Annotated in this window: 13 protein-coding genes and 1 tRNA gene; 10 read left to right on the top strand and 4 right to left on the bottom strand. The window is 72.6% G+C overall.

The features are described 5' to 3' along the window. Window positions 1–5: 5 nt before the first annotated feature. Window positions 6–527: a hypothetical protein gene (locus IT780_RS05390; protein ID WP_199510279.1), complete on the bottom strand. Its 522-nt coding sequence runs from the start codon at window positions 525–527 to the stop codon at window positions 6–8. A 166-nt stretch (window positions 528–693) separates the two neighbouring features. On the opposite strand from IT780_RS05390, the gene IT780_RS05395 reads away from it, so the two are divergent. From IT780_RS05395 to IT780_RS05425, 7 genes are all read left to right on the top strand, one after another. Then, the gene (locus tag IT780_RS05395; RefSeq protein ID WP_199510280.1) at window positions 694–3693 is read left to right on the top strand and encodes an AfsR/SARP family transcriptional regulator; all 3000 of its coding nucleotides are present in this window, start codon (window positions 694–696) and stop codon (window positions 3691–3693) included. 184 nt (window positions 3694–3877) lie between these two features. Then, complete coding sequence (locus IT780_RS05400) at window positions 3878–6829, top strand: AfsR/SARP family transcriptional regulator (RefSeq protein ID WP_199510281.1); 2952 nt, start codon at window positions 3878–3880, stop codon at window positions 6827–6829. Window positions 6830–6926: 97 nt separating this feature from the next. Next, a complete protein-coding gene (locus IT780_RS05405; RefSeq protein ID WP_233412368.1) occupies window positions 6927–8282 on the top strand; it encodes a class II fumarate hydratase in 1356 nt (451 codons plus the stop codon). Between the two features lie 66 nt (window positions 8283–8348). Further along, window positions 8349–9998, top strand: a complete 1650-nt coding sequence (locus IT780_RS05410) for a S8 family serine peptidase (protein ID WP_199510283.1) — start codon at window positions 8349–8351, stop codon at window positions 9996–9998. Window positions 9999–10089: 91 nt separating this feature from the next. Next, entirely contained in the window at window positions 10090–11505 is a 1416-nt protein-coding gene (cysS, locus tag IT780_RS05415; RefSeq protein ID WP_199510284.1) for a cysteine--tRNA ligase, read from the top strand. After that, window positions 11505–12620: a 23S rRNA (guanosine(2251)-2'-O)-methyltransferase RlmB gene (rlmB, locus tag IT780_RS05420; RefSeq protein WP_199510285.1), complete on the top strand. Its 1116-nt coding sequence runs from the start codon at window positions 11505–11507 to the stop codon at window positions 12618–12620. Before cysS ends, rlmB begins: the two co-directional genes overlap by 1 nt. Window positions 12621–12698: 78 nt before the next feature. Further along, entirely contained in the window at window positions 12699–15539 is a 2841-nt protein-coding gene (locus IT780_RS05425; protein ID WP_199510286.1) for an Hsp70 family protein, read from the top strand. A 55-nt stretch (window positions 15540–15594) separates the two neighbouring features. Here IT780_RS05425 and IT780_RS05430 read toward each other — a convergent pair whose 3' ends face one another. Then, window positions 15595–16680 (bottom strand): ABC transporter ATP-binding protein, encoded by a 1086-nt coding sequence (locus tag IT780_RS05430; RefSeq protein ID WP_199510287.1) that lies wholly within the window; start codon window positions 16678–16680, stop codon window positions 15595–15597. A 178-nt stretch (window positions 16681–16858) separates the two neighbouring features. Here IT780_RS05430 and IT780_RS05435 point away from each other — a divergent pair. Next, window positions 16859–16935 (top strand) — tRNA-Thr (locus IT780_RS05435). Window positions 16936–16990: 55 nt separating this feature from the next. Then, window positions 16991–17428 (top strand): GNAT family N-acetyltransferase, encoded by a 438-nt coding sequence (locus tag IT780_RS05440; protein ID WP_199510288.1) that lies wholly within the window; start codon window positions 16991–16993, stop codon window positions 17426–17428. Here the strand turns inward: IT780_RS05440 and IT780_RS05445 are convergent. Further along, window positions 17398–17862: an MSMEG_6728 family protein gene (locus IT780_RS05445; protein WP_199510289.1), complete on the bottom strand. Its 465-nt coding sequence runs from the start codon at window positions 17860–17862 to the stop codon at window positions 17398–17400. The genes IT780_RS05440 and IT780_RS05445 overlap by 31 nt on opposite strands. Before the next feature lie 77 nt (window positions 17863–17939). Between IT780_RS05445 and IT780_RS05450 the strand changes: the two genes are divergently transcribed. After that, window positions 17940–19742, top strand: a complete 1803-nt coding sequence (locus tag IT780_RS05450; protein ID WP_199510290.1) for a potassium channel family protein — start codon at window positions 17940–17942, stop codon at window positions 19740–19742. Here IT780_RS05450 and IT780_RS05455 read toward each other — a convergent pair. Next, window positions 19739–20944, bottom strand: coding sequence for a DUF4032 domain-containing protein (locus IT780_RS05455; RefSeq protein WP_199510291.1), 1206 nt, complete (start codon window positions 20942–20944; stop codon window positions 19739–19741). The two genes, IT780_RS05450 and IT780_RS05455, sit on opposite strands and share 4 nt — an antisense overlap. Window positions 20945–21034: the final 90 nt, after the last annotated feature.

Below are 21034 nucleotides of genomic sequence, written 5' to 3' on the forward strand. Positions count from 1 at the left end.
ACTGCTCAGGCGCAGTAGCCGGCGATCGGCGTGAGCCAGTTCGTCAGCTCGGTCTGCAGGACCTTGTCCAGGTCTTTCGTGGTCTTGATCCGGTCGAACAGCTTGCTGTCGTTCCCGCTCTTGGTGAACTTCGCCGCCGACGTGGCACCCGCCTGCCGCAGCTCCGGATCCTGCGCGGCGGCGGTCTCCTTCTTCAGCTTCGCGCCGACGTCGCGGAGCTCCTTGCCCGCCGCCTTCTCCGCTGCCTGGGCGTTGTCGGCCTGCTTCGCCTCCTTGTAGGCGATCATCTTGCCGATCTCCGTACCGAAGTCCTCGGTGCCGTCGCTGTAGATCTTGACGACCTTGGTGCAGACCTTCTTGGTGTTCGCCGTGTAGTCCGGCGCCGCCGACGTGGGCGCCGTCGTCGGCGCAGCCTCCGTGCCGGCGGTGGTCGTGCCGGCCGTCGGCTCCGCGTCACCGTCGCTGCTGCAGGCCGTCCCGGTCAGGAGCAGGCCGCCGAGGGTTGCGGCGAGAAGGGCGCGTCGCATGACAAAGATCCTGTTCGTCGGGGACGTCCAAACCCTCGGGACGATACTTCCGCGCCGCTGCCCAGTCCAACCCGCGTCGTAGCGATCGGGCCGCGCGCTCGTACGCTCGTAGCGCTGCCACGTTAGGGTCCGTCGATGTATGGACCGGGTGGATCGAGGTGACGGGATGCGATTCGGCATTCTGGGGCCGCTGTCGGTGACCGATGCGGGCCGGGAGGTGGCCGTCACCGCCGGCCGGGACCGGACCGTCCTGGCCGTGCTGCTGCTGAACACCGGCCGGATCGTCGGCGTGGAGCAGTTGATCGACGCGGTGTGGGATCAGGCGCCGCCGGCGACCGCGCGGGGCCAGCTGCAGACCTGCGTCTCCCGCCTGCGCCGGGTGCTCCCGCCGGACGTGATCCTCACCGACCCGGCCGGTTACGGTGTCGCCGCGGGTCCCGACCGGCTCGATGCGGCCGAGTTCACGGAGCTCGTTGCGCGGGCCCGTGCCAAGGCACAGGCAGATCCGGCGGGCGCCGGGGACCTCTACCGGGCGGCTCTGGCCCTGTGGCGGGGGCCGGCGCTGGCCGGCCTCGAGAGCCCGGCCGTGCGGTACGGCGCCGCGGTGCTGGACGAGCAGTACGGCTCGGTGCTGGAGGACTGGATCGATCTGGAGCTGGAGGCGGGCCGGGAGGGCGATCTCGTCCCCGAGCTGACCGGACTCGTCGAGCAGCACCCCCTACGCGAACGTCTCCGGGCCCAGTTGATGCTGGCGCTCTACCGGTCCGGTCGGCAGTCCGATGCCCTCGCCGAGTACCGCCGCGCCCGGGACCTGCTGCGCGAACAGGTGGGCGTCGACCCAGGAGCCGCACTTCGGGACGTGCATCGGCGCATCCTGACCGGCGACGTCGGTCCGGCCGCACGCGGTGGGCAGGCCGTCGAACCGATCCGGGCCCTGCCGCGCTCGGTGGGCGACTTCACCGGGCGGGAGGAGGCCGTCGAGCGGTTGCTCAAGGCCGCGACCGACACCGGTGTCCTGGCGATCGACGGCATGGCCGGCAGCGGCAAGACGACCCTCGCGCTGCGCGTGGCGGAGATCCTCGCCGACAGGTATCCCGACGCTCAGCTGTTTCTCGACCTGCAGGGCCACAGCGAGGGCAAGCCGCTCACGCCCGATGAGGCGCTGCTGGCGCTGCTGCGTCAGCTCGGCGTCGACGCCGAGCGGATACCGCCGGACGCGGAGGGCCGGGCCACGCTGTGGCGTACCCAACTCGCCGGGCGGCGGGCGCTGGTGATCTTCGACAACGCGGCGTCGAGTGCCCAGCTGACCAGGTTGCTGCCCGCCTCGCCGACCACACTGACGCTGGTCACGAGCCGTCGGCGGCTCATCGGCCTCGACGGATCCCATCCCGAGTCGCTGTCCGTGCTGACCGAGCGGGAAGCGGTGCGGCTCCTTGCCAAGATCGTTGGATCCCGGGTCGCCGCCGAACCCGAGGCGGCCACGGCGGTGGCGCGCCGCTGCGGCGGGCTGCCGCTGGCGGTCCGGCTGGCCGCGGCCCGGCTGGCGCACCGACCGGGCTGGCGTGTGGCCGACCTGCTCCGGCGGCTGGGTGACGCGGCACTGCCCGAGCTGGCCGCCGAGGACCGCGGGGTCGCGCGCGCCTTCGCCATGTCGTTCGAACAGCTCCCGGAGCGCTCGCAGCGGGTCTTCCGGCTGCTCGGCCGGCACCCGGTGGAGCGGTTCGGCACGCTCGAGGTTGCTGCCCTCACGGGACTGCCCTGCGACGACACCCAGGATGTGCTGGACGACCTCGTCGACGTCAACCTCGTCGAGGAACCGCGACCGGGGCGGTACCGCCTGCACGACCTGGTCCGCCAGTACGCCTCCGGCCTCGCCGAGGCCCTGGACCCGAACGAGCTGCACGCCGCCCTGGCCGGGCTGGTCGACCTGCACCTGCAGGTCGGAAGCCGGCTCGCCCTCGACCGCGAGAGCGACTATGCCCACCAGGACCTCATCGTGGAGCCGCCGCTCCGGCCCGAGCTCGTCGGGCTCGCGGCAGACGATCCCCAGTGGCCGGACGAGCACCGCACGGACCTGGTCCCGCTGATCCGTACGGCCGCGGCGATCGGGCAGCCGGGCCGGGCCTGGCGGCTGGCTCGCGTCTCCTGGCGGCTGCTGTACCAGCGCGGCTACTTCGCCGATGTCGTCGCCACCTGCTCGGCGGGCCTGGCCGCGGCCACGGAGGCGGGCGACGAGTACGGCGTGGCCACCATGAACAACTACATGGCCTCCGGCTACTTCGTCCTCGGCGGGGCCGACGAAGCGTTGAGCCGGATCAACGTCATGCTCGAGTACCAGGTCCGGACGGGTAACCGCTCCGCCGAGGGACGGGCCCGGGCCAACCTGAGCGGCGTCCTCATGCAGCTCGGCCGCATCGACGAGGGCCGTGCGGAAGGGCGCCGGGCGTACCTGCTGCTGCAGAGCGCGGGCCACCGGAGCGCGACAGTCGTGCTCCGGGCGCACCTGAGCTACGGCGAAGTCATGGCCGGCCGTTATCGGGAAGCACTGCACAGCAGCCGGATCGCGCTGCAATGGTTCGCGGAGAACCGTACGTCCTTCTTCCTCTGCGTCGTCCTCATCGTCCTCGGCCAGGCTCGGCTGCACCTGGGTGAGCTCGATGCCGCCGAGCGGGCGCTGCGCTGCGGTCGTGCCGCCGCCCGCAGGCACCGCATCCATACCGACGAGGCGGAAGCGACCAACCTTCTGGGCCGGGTGGAGCTCGCCCGTGGGCGGCCCGACCGGGCCGTCGAGCGGCACCTCGCGGCGCTGGAGATCTGCCGGGACCGCGGTTGGCTGCCCCGGCTGGCCCGGTACTCCAACGACCTCGGACTCGCCATGCGAGCGGTGGACGACGTCATGGGAGCGGTGGAGCTGCACCGGCAGGCGCTGGCGACCGCGCGCCGGGTGAACCATCCGCTCGAGGAGGGACGGGCCCTGAGCGGCCTCGCCGCCTGCCTCGTCGACCAGGACCGGGAGGCTGCGCGGCGGCACTGGCGACAGGCTCTCGAGATCTTCGAGCGAATCGGCGTACCCGAGCGCTTCGAGATCCGGCAGCGGCTCGGCGAGGTGGACCCGGAGCCAGGACCACGGCCGGAGTACGCGAACAGCCCGCTCACCGCGATGTGAACGAGCTGGACGCCCCCGATGTAGCCGTTCCGCTCCCTTTGGGGGCGTGCGATGGCACGGGAGCGGAACGGCCTGATGAAGCGTGCGCCCCGGCGCTCTCGTCGCGCTGTCGTATCGCTCTCACGAGCTATCGTCCGGGGGTTGCAGCGGGGCAGACGCGGTTCGGCACACGGGAGGAGGCCAGGTGCAGTTCGGCATCCTGGGTCCCCTGTCCGTGACCGATGCGGGCCGGGAGGTGGCGATCACCGCCGGTCGGGACCGTACCGTGCTCGCCGTGCTGCTGTTGCACGCCGGCCGGATCGTCGCTGTGGACCAGCTCATCGACGCGGTGTGGGGCGAGGCGCCACCCGCGACTGCCCGGGGCCAGTTGCAGACCTGCGTCTCCCGGCTGCGCCGGCTCCTGCCGCCCGGCGCGATCCTGACGAATCCCGCAGGCTACGGGGTGACCGTCGCCGCCGACGAGCTGGACGCGATCGTCTTCGAGCAGCGGGTCGCACGGGCGCGGGCGATGGCGGGGCGTGATCCGGACGGTGCCGGCGAGCTCTACCGGGCGGCTCTGGCCCTGTGGCGGGGGCCGGCGCTGGCCGGCGTGGACAGCCCGGCCGTACGGCGTGGCGCCGCGGTGCTGGACGAGCAGTACGGCGCCGCGCTGGAGGACCGGATCGATCTGGAACTGGTGGCGGGCCGGGAGGGCGACCTCGTTCCCGAGCTGACCGGGCTCGTCGAGCGGCACCCGCTGCGGGAACGCCTCCGGGCCCAGTTGATGCTGGCTCTCCACCGGGTCGGCCGGCAGTCCGACGCCCTCGCGGAGTTCCGCCGCGCCCGCGACCTGCTGCACGACGAGCTGGGCATCGAGCCGGGAACCACCCTGCAGGACCTGCATCGGCGGATCCTGACCGGCGAGGTGTTGCCGGTCGCGCGTGCGCGGCCCGACGTCACCCCCGTGCGCTGCCTGCCGCGTACGGTCGGCGACTTCACCGGTCGCGACGAGGAGATGGAACGCCTTCTCAAGGCCGCGGCGCGGACGAACCTGCTCGCGCTGGACGGCATGGCCGGCAGCGGCAAGACGACCCTGGCGTTGCGCGTGGCGGAGATCCTCGCCGACGGGTATCCGGACGCCCAGCTGTTCCTCGACCTGCAGGGGCACAGCGAGGGAGAGCCGCTCACGCCCGACGCGGCGCTGCTGGCGCTGCTGCGTCAGCTCGGCGTCGACGCCGAGCGGGTCCCGTCCGATCTGGACGGACGGGCCGCGGTGTGGCGTTCGGAGCTGGCCGGCCGCCGGGCCCTGGTGATCCTCGACAACGCGGCCTCCAGCGCCCAGCTGACCCGGCTGTTGCCCGCCTCGCCGACCTGCCTGACCGTGGTGACCAGCCGCCGGCGGCTCACCGGCCTCGACGGTGCGCACCCCGAATCGCTGCAGGTCCTCGCCGAGGCGGACGCGGTGGAGCTGCTCGGCAGGATCGTCGGGTCCCGGGTCGCGGACGAACGGGACGCGGCCGTGGCCGTGGTGCGCCGCTGCGGCGGGCTGCCGCTGGCGATCCGGCTGGCCGGGGCCCGGCTGGCGCACCGGCCCCGCTGGCGGGTCGCCGACCTGCTCCGGCGGCTGGGCGATGCCGCGCTGCCCGAACTGGCCGCCGAGGACCGGGCGGTCGCCGCCGCCTTCGCCATGTCGTTCGAACAGCTTCCCGCACCCGCACAGCGCGTGTTCCGGATGCTGGGCCTGCATCCGGCCGAGCGGTTCGGCACGCTCGCTGTCGCGGCGCTCACGGGGCTGCCGTACGACGACGCGCAGGACGTCCTGGACGACCTCGTCGACGTCAACCTCGTCGAGGAGCCGCTGCCCCAGCGCTATCGCCTGCACGACCTGGTACGCCAGTACGCGGCCACCCTCGCCGAGGCCCTTACCGAGCGGGAGGTGCACGACGCCCTCGCCGGTCTGGTGGATCTGCACCTCCAGGTGGGCGCCCGGATCGCCCGCGACCGCGAGAGCGACTTCGCGCGGCAGGACCTGGTCGTGGAACCGCCGGCCCGGGCGGAGCTCGTCGAGCTGGCGGTGCTCGATCCCGGGTGGCCGGAGGAACATCGCACCAGCGTGGTGCCGCTGATCCGCGCGGCCGCCGCCATCGGACAGCGCGGCCGGGCCTGGCGACTCGCTCGCGTCGCGTGGCGGTTCCTGTTCCAGCACGGGTACCTCGCCGACGTCGTGGCCACCTGCGAGGCGGGCCTGGGCGCGGCGGAGGAGGAGGGCGATGAGCGCGGCGTGGCCCTCATGAACAACTACCTGGCGTCGGGGCTCTTCCGGCTGGGGCACGCGGAGGAGGCGCTGAGCCGGATCACCGCCATGCTCGAGTACCAGATCCGGACGGGCGACCGGTCCGCCGAGGGGCGGGCCCGCGCCAACTTGAGCGGGATCCTGACCCACCTGGGCCGCCTGGCGGAGGGGCGGCAGCAGGCCCGGCAGGCATACCGCCTGCTGCACAGCAGCGGTCACCGGAGCGGGCTGGCCGTCCTCCGCCGGGATCTGGGCTACATGGAGGTGGTGGCGGGCCGCTACCGGGAAGCGCTGCGCAACGCACGCATCGCCCTGCAATCGATGACGGAGAACGGATCCGCGTACTTCCAGTCCGCGGCCCTGGTGATCGTCGGCATGGCCCGGCTGGAGCTCGGCGAGCTGGACGCCGCCGAGCGGATTCTGACGGCCGGTCTCGCCGCCGGCCGCCGGCACCGGATCCGCACCGACGAGGGTGAGGCGTTGAACCTCCTGGGCCGTGTCGAGCTCGCCCGCGGCCGCGGCGTTCAGGCCGTCGAGCGGCACCTCAGCGCGCTGAAGCTCGCCCGCGAACACGGCAGGCTGCCGCGGGTCGCCCACTACTCCAACGACCTGGCACGGGCCCTCCGGACCGTGGACGACGTCGTCGGCGCGATGGAACTGCACCGGCAGGCCCTGGCCGTGGCCCGCCGGGCCAGCTACCCGCTCGAGGAGGGCCGGGCGCTGAGCGGGCTGGCCGAATGCCTCGCGGCGCAGGATCCGGAGGGCGCACGCCGGCACTGGCGGCAGGCGCTCGACATCTTCGAGCGGATGGGCGTGCCGGAACACTCCGAGGTGCGCAAGCGGCTGGCGGAGCTCGACGGCTGAACAGTGGCCTGGATCAACTGCGACCCGGCCGCGACGGGGGCAGGATGGAACGGTGACGACGACTGACGAAAGCGGATACCGGATCGAGCGCGACACGATGGGTGAGGTCCGGGTGCCGGCCGATGCCCTGTGGCGGGCGCAGACGCAGCGTGCCGTCGAGAATTTCCCGATCTCCGGGCGAGGGCTGGAGTCCTCGCACATCCGGGCGCTGGCCCGGATCAAGGGTGCCGCCGCGCAGGTCAACGCGGCGCTGGGGGTGCTCGACGAGGACCTGGCCAAGGCGATCGTCACGGCCGCGGCGCACGTCGCCGACGGCGGGTACGACGACCAGTTCCCGATCGACGTCTTCCAGACCGGCTCCGGCACGTCGTCGAACATGAACGCCAACGAGGTGATCGCCACCCTCGCGTCGCGGGAGCTGGGCCGGCCGGTGCACCCCAACGACCACGTGAACGCCTCGCAGTCCAGCAACGACGTGTTCCCGTCCTCGATCCACCTGGCCGCGACCGAGGCGGTCACCGCTGACCTCGTACCGGCCCTGGAGCACCTCGGGGCCGCGCTGAGCGCCAAGGCGGAGCAGTGGGCCGAGGTCGTGAAGTCCGGGCGTACGCATCTCATGGACGCCACGCCGGTCACCCTGGGCCAGGAGTTCTCCGGGTACACCGCTCAGGTGCGCAACGGCATCGACCGGCTCACCGCCACCCTGCCGCGCCTCGCCGAGCTCCCCCTGGGCGGCACGGCCGTGGGCACCGGCGTGAACACCCCGCCCGGGTTCGCCCCGGCGGTGATCGATCGGCTGCGCGAGTCGACCGGCCTGCCGCTGACCGAGGCGCGCAACCACTTCGAGGCGCAGGGCGCGCGCGACGGCCTGGTCGAGGCGTCCGGGCAGCTGCGGGTCGTCGCGGTCAGCCTCTACAAGATCGTGAACGACATCCGGTGGATGGGCTCCGGCCCTCGCGCGGGCCTGCGTGAGCTGCGCCTGCCCGACCTGCAGCCCGGCTCCTCGATCATGCCGGGCAAGGTCAATCCGGTGGTGCCCGAGTCGGTGCGCCAGGTCGCCGCCCAGGTGATCGGCAACGACGCCGCGGTGGCGTTCGCCGGCACCCAGGGCGACTTCGAGCTCAACGTCATGCTTCCGGTGATGGCTCGCAACCTGCTCGAGTCGATCAGGCTGCTGGCCGCCGCGGCCCGGATGCTCGCGGACCGCTGCGTCGACGGCCTGGAGGTCAACGAGGAGGTCGTCCGGGGGTACGCCGAGGGTTCGCCGTCGATCGTCACGCCGCTCAACCGCTACCTCGGGTACGACGAGGCGGCCGCGATCGCGAAGCAGGCCCTGAAGGAAGACAAGACCATCCGGGCGGTTGTCATCGAACGCGGACATGTCGCCAACGGCACGCTGACCGAGGAACAGCTGGACACGGCCCTCGACGTCCTCCGGATGACCCGGCCCTGACCGACCGTCGGCAGAAGGCGGCGATCGGGCCTTGTGAATGATCGTCGTCTTCGATGGAATGCGGGCATGAGAAGACGACTGACGGCCGGGGCCGTCGCCACCGCGACGAGCCTCGCCGCATTCCTTGTCGGTGTGCCGGGCACGCCGGCCGCCGCCGCCACCGCCACCGAGTACACCGTCGTGGCCGACGACGGCGTCTCCACCGCCGATGCCATCGCGGCCATCACCGCCGCGGGCGGCACGGTGGTCTCCACCAACACGGCCGTGGGCACCTACAAGGTGTCGTCGGCCGCCGCCGACTTCAAGATCCGCGCCGCGAGGTCGGACGCGCTGATCGGGGCGTCCGCGAACCGGCCCGTCGGGTACGCGCCGCGCACCTCGCCCGCCGTCGAGCAGCCGGTGACCGAGTCGCTGCGTGGCCGGGGCCCGGCCGGGGCGCCCGCCGCCGACCCGCTCGACGACAAGCTGTGGGGCCTGAAGATGGTCAAGGCCGACAAGGCCCGGGCCGTCGAGAAGGGCGAGCGCGGCGTGACCGTGGGCGTCCTCGACACCGGCCTCGACGCGTCCAACCCGGACCTCGCCCCCAACTTCAGCAGCCGCCTCTCCCGCAACTTCGCGCCGGACATGGTGGACATCGACGGCCCGTGCGAGGTCGAGGGCTGCGTCGACCCGGTCGGCACGGACGACGACGGCCACGGCACCCACGTGGCCGGCACCATCGCCGCGTCCGCGAACGGCACCGGCGTCTCCGGCGTCGCGCCGAACGTCACGCTGGTCGAGATCAAGGGCGGCCAGGACTCCGGCTACTTCTTCCTCGACCCGGTGGTCAACGCGCTCACGTACGCGGGCGACGCCGGCCTGGACGTGGTCAACATGTCCTTCTACGTCGACCCGTGGCTCTACAACTGCACCTCGAACCCGGCCGACGCCCCCGAGGCGCAGGCCGAGCAGCAGGCGATCATCACCGGCATGAAGCGGGCGCTGAACTACGCGCACGCCCACGGGGTCACGCTGGTCGGCGCGCTGGGCAACCAGCACGACAACCTGAACGACCCGCAGGAGGACACGACCAGCCCGGACTACGGCGGCGACCCGTACGACCGGCCGATCGACAACAGCACCTGCTTCACGCTGCCCGCTGAGGGTGCGCACGTCATCGGCGTGGCCTCGGTCGGCCCGTCGAAGTCCAAGGCGGTCTACTCCAACTACGGGACCGAGCAGATCGGCGTGGCGGCCCCGGGCGGCTTCACGAAGGACTTCTTCGGCACGCCGCAGTACAACTCGGCGGCGAACAACATCCTGTCGTCGTACCCGTTGAAGGTTCTGCAGGCGAAGGGCACGGTCGACGCGGCCGGCAACCCGACGAGCCCGACCGTCTTCAAGGACTGCACCGCCGACGGCAAGTGCGGCTACTACACGTACCTCGCCGGCACGTCGATGGCCTCGCCGCACGCAGCCGGCGTCGCCGCGCTGATCGTCAGCAAGTACGGCCACCGCGACTTCTGGCGGGGCGGGCTGACGATGAACCCGAACCTGGTCGAGGCGCAGCTGTACCGCACGGCCGAGAAGACCGCGTGCCCCGAGCCGCGGCTGCGCAGCTACGCCAACGAGGGCTATGCGCCCGAGTTCGACGCGTACTGCGCGGGCCCGAAGGTGTTCAACGGCTTCTACGGGCACGGCATCGTTGACGCGTACAAGGCGGTCGGCGGCCGCTGACCCGGCCTGTGGACAAAGCTGTGGATAACCGCCCCGCCCGGTCCCCCGGGCGGGGCGGTTTCCCGCTTCCCAGGGCCGGTACCCTTGTACGGTGACGATGAGGCTGCATGACACCGCGACTCGATCCGTCCGCGACTTCGTCCCGAAGACGCCCGGTCACGTCGGTGTCTACCTGTGTGGCCTCACCGTGCAGTCGGTGCCGCACATCGGCCACCTGCGCAGCGGCGTCAACTACGACATCCTGCGGCGCTGGCTGGCGCAGTCCGGCTACGAGGTCACGTTCATCCGCAACGTCACCGACGTCGACGACAAGATCCTGGTCAAGTCGCTGGAGACCGGACGGCCGTTCTGGTCGATCGCGTACGCGAACAAGCTCGTGCTCGACGCCGACTACCGGGCCCTCAACGTGCTGCCGCCCACCTACGAGCCGCTCGCGACCGGGCACATGCCGGAGATGCACGAACTGATCGCCGAGCTGATGTCGCGCGGGCACGCGTACGAGTCGTCCGAGGGCAACGGCGACGTGTATTTCGACGTCCCGACATATGCGGACTACGGCGCGCTGTCCGGGCAGAAGCCGGAGGACATGCTGTCGGCCGGCGAGGCGCCCGAGCGCGGCAAGCGCCACCCCGAGGACTTCGCGCTGTGGAAGGGCGTCAAGGCCGACGAGCCCGCCGAGGCCTCGTGGCCCTCGCCGTGGGGCGCCGGCCGGCCCGGCTGGCACATCGAGTGCTCCGCGATGGCCCGGCGCTACCTCGGCGACGAGTTCGACATCCACGGTGGCGGGCTCGACCTGACGTTCCCGCACCACGAGAACGAGATCGCCCAGTCCCGCTCGGCCGGGCTGCCGTTCGCCCGCTACTGGGTGCACAACGCGCTGCTCAACCTCGGCGAGGCCAAGATGAGCAAGTCGCTGGGCAACGTCATCGACCTCCAGGCCGTACGCGACATGGGCATCCGCCCCGTGGAGCTGCGCTACTACATGGGCGTGCCGCACTACCGCTCGCGGATCGACTACTCCGACGACGCGCTGCGCGAGGCCGCCACGGCGTACCGGCGCATCGAGGGCTTCGTGCAGCGGGCCGTCGAGGTGGTGGGCACCGGCCGTCCCAAGGACGTGCCGCCGGCGTTCGCGGCGGCGATGAACGACGACCTCAACACCTCGGCCGCGCTCGCGGTCGTGCACGACACCATCCGTGAGGGCAACACCGCGCTGGCCGCCGGCGACGAGACCGGGGTGCGGGCCGCCCTCACCGAGGTGCGGGCCATGCTCGGGGTGCTCGGGCTCGACCCGCTCGACCCCGCGTGGGCCGGCGGCGAGACCGGCGGCGACCTCAAGCCGGTCGTCGACTCGCTCGTGGCGCTCGCGCTCGAGCAGCGGGCGCAGGCCCGCACACGGAAGGACTGGGCGGCCGCCGACTCGGTGCGCGACCAGCTCAAGAACGCGGGAATTCAGGTGGAGGACACTCCGGCCGGGCCGCGCTGGACGGTAGGAGAGCAGCACTGATGCCAGGAAACTCCCGCAACGTGAGCAAGCGCGTCACCTCGAAGAAGGGCGCCGCGGCCGGCTCGGGCGGCAAGAACCGCGCCGGGCTCAAGGGCCGCGGCAAGACCCTGCCCGCCGACGAACGGCCGTGGCACAAGGGCTACTCGGGCACCGAGAAGCTGCCCGACAAGACCGCCCGTAAGCAGGAGAAGGAACGCCGTGCCGCGGCGGCCGAGGGGCGTGCCCCCAAGGTCGGCGTGCCGGGCACCAAGGACACCACCTGGGGGCGCGGCGGCGGTCGCGCCACCGGCCGCCCGGCCCCGCAGCGGGGTGCCCGCATGCAGAGCCGTGGTCCGCGGGTCGCACCGGGCCGCCGTTCCAACCCCACCAAGGAAGGCCCCGAGCTGCTGCTCGGCCGCAACCCGGTGGTGGAGGCGCTGCGCGCGCTGGTCCCGGCCACCGCGCTGTACGTCGCGCAGGGCATCGACATCGACGACCGGATCACCGAGATCGTCCGTACCGCCGGCGACCGGGGCATCCCGATCCTGGAGATCAGCCGCAACGAGCTCGACCGGATGACCGGCGGGGTGCTGCACCAGGGCGTCGGGCTGCAGGTGCCCCCGTTCGCGTACGAGAACTTCGACGACCTGGTCGCCGCGGCGCTGGAGCAGCCCGCGCCGCTGCTCGTGGCCCTCGACGGGGTCACCGACCCGCGCAACCTCGGTGCCGTGATCCGTTCCGTGGCCGCGTTCGGCGGGCACGGGGTGTTCGTGCCGGAGCGCCGCGCGGCCGGCATCACCGCCACGGCCTGGCGGACCAGCGCCGGTGCGGCCGCCCGCGTCCCGGTCTCCCAGGTGGTCAACCTGACCCGGGCCGTCAAGGCTGCCCAGCAGGCCGGGTTCACGGCCATCGGGCTGGACGCGGACGGCGAGACGGACCTCTACCAGCTCGAGGCGGCCGTGGGCCCGCTGCTCGTGGTGGTGGGCTCCGAGGGCCGCGGCCTGTCCCGCCTGGTCGGGGAGACCTGCGACCTGCGGGTCAGCATCCCGATGGCGTCCACCGTGGAGTCGCTCAACGCGAGCGTCGCCGCGGCGGTCACCCTCGCGGAGGTTTCCCGCCGCCGAACGTACGGCTGAGCCGCCGCGCCGGGGAGTCGTCGTACCGGGCATGTAACGTGACGGGCCGAGTGTCGTCCGGCGCGGAGGGGCAGCTGCATGCTCGGTGTTGACCTGGGCACGTCGCACACGGTCGCCATGCTCCGCTGGCCGGACGGCCGGGTGCGCCCGCTGCTCTTCGACGGCCTCCCGCTGCTGCCCTCCGCCGTCCACCTGGACCGCGCCGGCCGCCTGCACGTGGGCCGCGACGCGCTGCGCCTCGGGCACGCCGAACCCGCCCGCCTCGAGCCCCATCCGAAGCGGCACGTCGACGCGCCGGCGGTGCTCCTCGGTGAGTCCGAGGTTCCGGTGCCCGACCTGCTCGCGGCGCTGCTCGAGGCGGTCGCGCGGGAGGCGGTCGCGGCGGCCGGTCAGCTGCCGCCCGCCGTGGTCACGTACCCGGCGGCCTGGGGTGCTCAGCGCCGCCAGGTGCTGACCGAGGCGCTGGCCCTCGCCGGCTGGCCGCCGTCCACACCGCTGGTGCCCGAGCCCGTCGCCGCGGCCCGGTATTTCGCCGAGGTGCTGCGCCGGCCGGTGCCGGTCGGGGCGGCGCTCGCCGTCTTCGACTTCGGCGGCGGCACCCTGGACGTCGCCGTGGTCCGCAACGAGGGCGCCGGCCCCGACGGCCGCGCCCGCTTCGAGGTGGCGGCCTCCGGCGGCCTGGACGACCTCGGCGGCCTCGACATCGACGCCGCCCTGGTGGCGCACCTCGGCACGGAGCTGGAGCGGTCGCACCCCGAGGCGTGGGCCGCGCTGCGGGAGCCGGTGACCCTCGCGCAGTGGCGCGCCCGGCGTCAGCTCTGGGACGACGTCCGCGGGGCGAAGGAGATGCTGTCGCGCGCCGGGGAGGCACCCGTGCCGGTGCCCGGCCTGGAGCACGCGCTGCGGTTGACGCGTGCCGAGCTGGAGATGGTGGCGGGCCCGCTGGTCCGGCGCGGGGTGGCCGAGGCGGAGGCGGTGGTCAAGGCGGCCGGGCTGGTGCCCGCCGATCTGGCCGGACTGTTCCTCGTCGGCGGCTCGTCGCGGGTTCCGCTCGTGGCGCGGCTGCTGCACAGCGAGCTGGGGGTCGCGCCGACCGTGATCGAGCAACCGGAGCTCCCGGTGGCCGAGGGTGCGATCCTCGCGGTGCCGGAGCAGCGGGACACCCCGGTCAGCCCGATGCAGGCGGCCGTCGTGCCGCCGCAGACCGACACGATGGCCCACCCCGGGCCCCCGCCGGCGGCCGGACCGGCCACCGAGCCCGCCGGCCCGCCGGTGACCGCGACCGAGGCAGCGCCGGCTCCGACGGCCGGGGCGGTTGCGACCGGCGCCGACGTGGCGGGCGAGGAGCCGCACTACGCCGAGCCCGTCGACCCGTGGGCCACCGGGGAAGCGGCCGCCCTCGCCGCTGCCGGCGGCGCACCCCTGATCCCGCCGGTCTCCGCCACGCCCGTCTCGCCGATGTCGACGCCCGCGCCGGGACCGGCGCCGGAGCAGCCGTGGCTCGCCTCGGCGCACGGCCACCCGGTGCAATCCGATCCGGCGGGGGAGCGCCGGCTGCCGGCGTACCGGAGGAAAGGTCTGTGGATCCTCGCGGCGGCGACCGTTGTCGTTCTCGGGGTGGCCGCGACCGCCGTGGTGCTGCTGTGGCCGGGTACGCGGGCGCTGGACTACCGGCCGCTGAGCGAGCCGCGGCGCGTCCCGCCGCTCGTGCCGGTGACCTCGTATTTCTCCGCCGCGGGGCTGCGTGACGGGCGGGCCTACTTCGCCTCGGCCGACGACAAGGGGCAGCTGGGGGTGGTCGCCGCCGAGGCCGGCACCGGCAAGAAGCTGTGGACCAGCGCGGATGCCGGCACGGCGAGCCGGTGGGAGTTCTTCTTCACGATGCCGCACGCGGTCGTCGCGATCACCGGCACCGATTCCTCGACCGGCGACCGGCGCATGGTGATGCTCGACCCGGGCAGCGGCCGGAAGATGTGGGAGCGCTCGATCTCGTCGGACGACAACGTGCTCTTCGCCGGGGACATCGCCGTCCTGGTCGACCGGACCGAGAAGCGCGTGCTCGGGCTCAAGGTCCGCGACCGCGGGCGGACCGAGTGGGAGAAGCGGAACCCCACCACGGAGTACGGCCTGGGCACCACCCGGGTCGTCACCGCCACCACGGCCGACGACTTCGCCGGGGCGGCGACCACCGGTGGGGTCCCGTTCGCCGGGCCGACGGACGACGACGAGCGGCTCGTGCAGATCGGCGCGGACCGGTCCGCGCGGGTGCTGGACGCGCGCACCGGCGACGAGGTGGCCGGGCCGCGGCGCAGCGTGGCCGACCCGGACGACCCGATCGTGGCGCACAACGGGCGGCTGATCGTCGCCGAGTCCGGCACCGCGCGGCGCATCGTCGTGTACGACCTGGCGAAGCTCGGCGAGCCGAAGGTGCCGTACACGCTGCCGGACAACAGCCAGCTCGAGCATCTGACGGCGTGCGGCGACGACCGGGTCTGCTTCGTCCAGAAGACCGGGTACGACGCCAAGACCGCCCAGGTCGTCGCGGTGGACGTCGCCGAGGGCGGAGTGACGTGGTCGCGGACGGTGCCGGACGCCGACGGCCTGGTGCCCGTGGGCGACGCGGTGCTCGCGTCGCAGAACACGTCACCCGGGCAGGTGACGCTGCTCGACGAGGACGGCAAGGTGGCGTGGACCCGGGCCGGTACGGCGGGCCGGCTGGACGGCGGCAACGTGCTGCTCTTCTCCAAGGCGCTGTCGACCTCCGCCGACGACCCTGCCCTCTCCGGGGTGCACGTGGGCGACGCCGCGGTGCCGCTGGGGTCGCTGGAGAACGTCCGGACCGCGTCCTGCGCCTGGGATCAGAAGAACCTGGCCTGCGCCGCCGAGGAGGACTTCGTCCTGCAGACCTTCGCATCCTGAGCGACGAAAGACGGGCGGCCCCCGAGGGGAACCGCCCGTCCGCTGAAGCTGAACGTCAGATGCGCTCGCCGCTGCTGGCGTTGAACACGTGCACGTTGTTCGCCTGCGGCTTGATGTACACCGTCTCGCCCATGGTCGGCATGGTGCGCCGGTCGGTGCGGACCACGAAGCGCTCCGAGCCGCCGTCCATGGCCGCGTGGCCGTAGACGTTGGCGTCCGAGCCGAGGTCCTCGACCAGGTCCACCACGATCGGCAGGCCACCCTCGGTCGGCGAGACCAGGTCGGTCGCCTCGGGCCGGAAGCCGAGGGTCACCTTGCCGCCGCCGGACTGCGCGGCGGAGAGCTGCTCGCGGCTCAGCGGCAGGTCCAGCGCGCCGAAGTTGCCGCCCCGCTCGGTCAGCGGAACGGTCTTGATGTTCATGGCCGGGGAGCCGATGAAGCCGGCGACGAAGACGTTGCCGGGGCGGTCGTACAGCTCACGCGGGGTGTCGCACTGCTGCAGCACGCCGTCCAGCATGACCGCGACCCGGTGACCCATCGTCATGGCCTCGACCTGGTCGTGGGTCACGTACACGGTGGTGATGCCGAGCTTGGCCTGCAGCGTCGCGATCTGCGAACGGGTCTGGACGCGGAGCTTGGCGTCGAGGTTCGACAGCGGCTCGTCCATGAGGAACACCTGCGGCTCGCGGACGATGGCCCGGCCCATGGCGACACGCTGACGCTGACCACCGGAGAGCGCCTTCGGCTTGCGGGAGAGGTACTCGTCGAGCTGGAGCAGCTGGGCGGCCTCCTTGACCCGGCGGTCGATCTCCGACTTCGGGGTCTTGCGCAGCTTCAGGGCGAACGCCATGTTCTCGTACACCGACATGTGCGGGTAGAGGGCGTAGTTCTGGAAGACCATCGCGATGTCGCGGGACTTCGGGGGCAGGTTGGTGACGTCCTTGCCCTGGATGAGGATCCGGCCGCGGTCGACGTCCTCGAGGCCGGCGAGCATGCGGAGGCTGGTGGACTTGCCACAACCCGAGGGGCCGACCAGGACGAGGAACTCGCCGTCGCCGATCTCGAGCTCCAGCTCGTTGACGGCGGGACGGTCGGAACCCGGGTAGATCCGGGAGGCCTTGTCATAGGTGACGGTAGCCATGGTGAATCGACTTCCTTTCCACCGGCAGGAACGTGCCGGACGATCCGAGTGGGAGGAACAGCCATGTGGCGGACCACACGCCCCGCCACCGTAAATGTTTTTTCATGTTCTGCCAAGGTCGCGGCGCGGCAACGGGCGTTTCGGCCCGGATGGCGGGAGCCGGTATGCTCAGGCGCACGCCCCTGTAGCTCAGTTGGCCAGAGCACCTGTCTTGTAAACAGGATGTCGTCGGTTCGATTCCGACCGGGGGCTCCACCTTCCCGGCGCCCCGGCGCGCTGAAAAGAATTCCCAACCCCTGAGGGTGTCGCCATGCGTATCGAGCGCATCACCGACGCCGCGGCCGTCCAGCCGGCCGCGCACCTGTTCGACGGGCCGCCGCTCGCCGACGCGACGGCGAAGTTCCTCGCCGAGCCCGGTCACCATCTGCTGCTGGCGTACGAGGACGGGCGCCCGGTCGGGATGGTCACCGGCGTGGAGATGACCCACCCCGACAAGGGCACCGAGATGTTCCTGTACGAGCTGGGCGTCGCACCGTACGCACGGCTCAAGGGCGTGGGTACGGCCCTCGTCGAGGCGCTGGCCGCCATCGCCCGCGAGCGGGGGTGCTACGGCATGTGGGTGGCGACCGAGCGGGACAACGAGGCCGCGCAGCGCACGTACCGCAAGGCCGGCGCGAACGAGGAGGAACCGTTCCTGCTGCTCTCCTGGGACGTGACTCAGGACCGGTCGGAGCCGGGCCAGACGTAGGGCAGGTCCGCCGGGATGTCGCCGAACAGCGGGCGGTAGAAGTCCGGGTCCTTGCGGACCAGGGCCGAGCGGTGGCTGAGGTGCAGGGCGTCGTCGCCCAGCCACGGGGGCAGCTCACCCGCGGCGGCGAGGTCGTCCTGTGCGCGGATCACGGTGAGACCGCGGGCCGCGGCGACGTCGGCGCGCATCGTCTCCGCCGTCGTGTCCGCCCGGCCGGTGGCGACCCAGACGCCGCACATGTCGAGGCCGTAGCGGACGAGCGCCTCCTCGTAGCCGGTCCACATCTTCACCGCGGGGTGGTGGCGCCAGCCGTACCCGGGCTGGATCAGGCCGCGCAGCACCTGGACGGTCTCGACGCGCTGCTTGCCCAGCCGCTTCTGGTCGAGCGCCCGCGCGCTGGCGACGAAGTCCGGGAAGGGCAGGAAGGTCTGCATCAGGCAATGATCCGCCCGGCGGGGCGGTGGTCCGTGACCGGCCCATGGCGCGGGTACCGGCTGGCTACGATGCGGCCATGGCCGTCGATCCCGCGCGCGACCCGTCCCGACGATCGTTCGTGTCCCGGCTGCGCGAGGGGCTTCCCCGCAACGGCGACAACCGGCCGCACTTCGTGATCTGCGGCGCCGACGCGCTCGTCTACACGCTCGCCGAGGAGCTGGCCAACGCCGGCCACCGGATCCGCCTGACCGTGGTGGTGCCGCCGCGGCTGCGCTCCGACGTGCCGGATCTCGCGGGGCTGCGCGGCGTACGCGTGGTCCGCGCCGACCGGCTCGACGAGAGCACCTTCCGCTCCGCAGGCCTGGCGGGTGCCGCGGCGCTCGCCCTGGTGATGCCCGACGACGTCGTCAACCTGCACGCGGCGCTGTGCGCGCAGGCGGTCGAGCCGGACCTGCGGCTGGTCATCCGGATGTTCAACTCCGGTCTCGGGTACGGCGTCCGCCGCCTGTTCGCCGACTGCGCCGTCCTCTCCGACGCTGCGATGGCCGCCCCCGCGTTCGTGGCCGCCTCGCTCGGTGAGGTCGCACCGACCCACGTACGCCTCCCCGGCCGCACGGTCTACGTCGCGCGCAGGGCCGACGTACACCCGGAGCATGTGGTCTGTGCCCTGACCGCGGCGAACGGTGCCGGCCGGCTCGACGTCCTGCCCGCCGACCCCGCGCCGGACGCCGAGCGGCCGGCCGATCTGGTGCTCGCCGAGGCGACGGGCCGCCCGGCCGGTCAGGCGGTGGCCGCCCAGCGCCTGGTCCGGGCGCGCAAGCGGCGCCGGCACCCGTTCGTGACGTTCGGCCGCGCGCTGCGGGCGGCGCTGAGCCGGAAGCTCGGCATCGCCGTGATGATCACGCTGGTGGTGACCGCGATCGCCGGTACGGTCCTCGCCCACGCCGACAACGTCGACGGCTTCTGGAGGTCCATGTACGTCACGCTGCTCACCGCGGTCGGGTCCTCGGACGTGGAGGAGAACCGCAACGCGGTGGCGCAGGCCGCCCAGCTCATCCTCACGATCGCCGGGCTGGCCCTGCTGCCCCTGATCACCGCGGCGGTGGTCGAGGGGATGGTCAACGCCCGGCTGGCGCTGGCGCGGGGTGTCGTCACCAACCCGCACCAGGACCACATCGTGCTGGTCGGGCTGGGCAGCGTGGGCACCCGCGTGTTGCGCCAGCTCACCGATCTGGGGCTGGAGGTCGTGGCCATCGACCGGCGGGCCGATGCGCGCGGCGCGAAGGTCGCCGAACAGCTGGGCGTACCGCTGATCGTGGGGGACGCCTCGCTGGAGGAGACGCTGCGGTCGGCGTCGATCGCGACCAGCAAGGCGCTGGTGGTGGTCTCCACCGACGACGTGACCAACCTGCAGGCCGCGCTGAACGCCCGGTCGGTCCGCCCCGACCTGCGCGTGGTGCTGCGCCTCTTCGACGACGACTTCGCCCGCCGCGTGCAGGACGCCTTCAGCATCGACATCTCCCGCAGCGTGTCCCGGCTGGCCGCGCCCGCGTTCGCCGCCGCGATGCTGGACCGTGACGTGCTCGCCACCATCCCCGTCGACCGGCACGCGCTGCTGGTCGCCGACGTCAGGATTCTGCCCGGTTCGCCGCTGGACGGCGCCCCGCTGGAGCGCGCCGACCGGCCGTTGAGCGTACGGGTCATCGGCCTGATCGCGGCCGGCTCGGAGTGGGTGGACTGGGCACCCGACCCGCGGCGCGTGCTCATCGCCGGTGACCGGGTCATGGCGGTCGCCCGGCGGGCCGGGCTGCGGGCGCTGACCGAGCAGGCCACCCCGCCGCCCGAGCCGATGCTGCTCGAGCCGGAGCAGACGCCCTAGACCGCGCCCACCTCGACGCCCAGCACGGCCTGCTCGTCGGGCTTGTGGGCCAGCACGTCGGTCAAATAGGACTGCACGGCCGGGGCCATGCCGACGTCGCGGCCGGCGCGCTCGGAGAGCAGCCACTTGTGCTGGATGATCTGCGAGAAGATCTCCTGCGGCTCGAGCTTGTGGCGCAGGTTGGCGGGGACCGCGCGGACGACCGGCTCGAAGACCTCGGTCAGCCAGCGGTGGGCGGCCTGCTGCTCGTCGACGAGGTCGCTCTCCGCCCGGTACGCGTCCAGGTCGTTGAGCAGCTGCCGGGCCTGGTTCTCCTCGGCGTCGAGCCCGGTCAGGCGCAGCAGCCGGCGCGTGTGGTAGCCCGCGTCCACGACCTTGGGGCGCACCCGGTAGCCGTCGTCCACCGTGGACATGGCCACCTCGGCGACGTCGAAGCCGAGATCGTTGAGGCGCCGGATGCGGCCCTCGATGTCGTGCCGGGCGTCGCGCGGGACCTCCTGCTCGTACGTGACCTCGTGCCACAGCCGCTCGTAGCGCGCCACGATGTCGTCGACCACTGACTCCGGGTCGATGGCCTCGTGCAGCAGCTCGGCGGCCTGCAGGTCCAGGCATTCGCCGAAGATGTTGAGCCGCAGGATCTCGATGTCCTCGCTGCGCTGACCTTCGGAGAGCTTGGGGTGCAGGTTCCCGGTCTCGGCGTCCACGAGATACGCCGCGAAGGCGCCCGCGTCGCGGCGGAACAGCGTGTTGGACAGCGAGCAGTCGCCCCACGAGAAGCCGGTGAGGTGCATCCGCACGATCAGCGCGGCCAGCGCGTCGAGGAGCCGGTTCATCGTCTCGGGGCGCAGCACGTGCGAGAACAGCGCCCGGTACGGCAGCGAGAACTGCAGGTGCCGGGTGATCAGCACGGACTCCAGGGGCTCGCCGTCGGCGTCCGTACGGTCCGTGACGATCGCGACCGCCTTCACGGCCGGGAAGTCGATCCGCTCGAGCGCCCGGAGCAGGTCGTACTCCTTCTCGGCGATCCGTTCCCGGGTCTCCTTCAGGGCGTACACGGTGTCGTTGAGCTTGACGAACCGGACGATGTGCCGCGAGATGCCCTGCGGGAGCGCGACCAGGTGATCCGCGGGCCATTCCTCGAGCGGAACGTGCCACGGAAGGTCCAGCAGCGCGGGGTCGACAAGGGCGGAGGTGATGCGCACGAAGCCAGTGTGCACGCTCCGGGCGGCGCGTCGCTGCCGCACGTGGCTCGTTACACAGAAGCGAGATCGCCCGATTGTTGCTTATGTCGG

The organism is Nucisporomicrobium flavum, assembly GCF_016464385.1.
GTDB classification, from domain to species: Bacteria; Actinomycetota; Actinomycetes; order Mycobacteriales; family Micromonosporaceae; genus Actinoplanes; species Actinoplanes flavus_A.

Excerpts from the sequence above, each read along its gene's own strand:
- IT780_RS05430 (WP_199510287.1), bottom strand. The coding sequence starts at position 16,680 with ATGGCTACCGTCACCTATGACAAGGCCTCCCGGATCTACCCGGGTTCC.
- IT780_RS05450 (WP_199510290.1), top strand. The coding sequence starts at position 17,940 with ATGGCCGTCGATCCCGCGCGCGACCCGTCCCGACGATCGTTCGTGTCC.
- IT780_RS05405 (WP_233412368.1), top strand. The coding sequence starts at position 6,927 with ATGGGTGAGGTCCGGGTGCCGGCCGATGCCCTGTGGCGGGCGCAGACG.
- IT780_RS05445 (WP_199510289.1), bottom strand. The coding sequence starts at position 17,862 with ATGCAGACCTTCCTGCCCTTCCCGGACTTCGTCGCCAGCGCGCGGGCG.
- IT780_RS05390 (WP_199510279.1), bottom strand. The coding sequence starts at position 527 with ATGCGACGCGCCCTTCTCGCCGCAACCCTCGGCGGCCTGCTCCTGACC.
- IT780_RS05440 (WP_199510288.1), top strand. The coding sequence starts at position 16,991 with ATGCGTATCGAGCGCATCACCGACGCCGCGGCCGTCCAGCCGGCCGCG.
- IT780_RS05410 (WP_199510283.1), top strand. The coding sequence starts at position 8,349 with ATGAGAAGACGACTGACGGCCGGGGCCGTCGCCACCGCGACGAGCCTC.
- IT780_RS05395 (WP_199510280.1), top strand. The coding sequence starts at position 694 with ATGCGATTCGGCATTCTGGGGCCGCTGTCGGTGACCGATGCGGGCCGG.
- rlmB (WP_199510285.1), top strand. The coding sequence starts at position 11,505 with ATGCCAGGAAACTCCCGCAACGTGAGCAAGCGCGTCACCTCGAAGAAG.
- IT780_RS05425 (WP_199510286.1), top strand. The coding sequence starts at position 12,699 with ATGCTCGGTGTTGACCTGGGCACGTCGCACACGGTCGCCATGCTCCGC.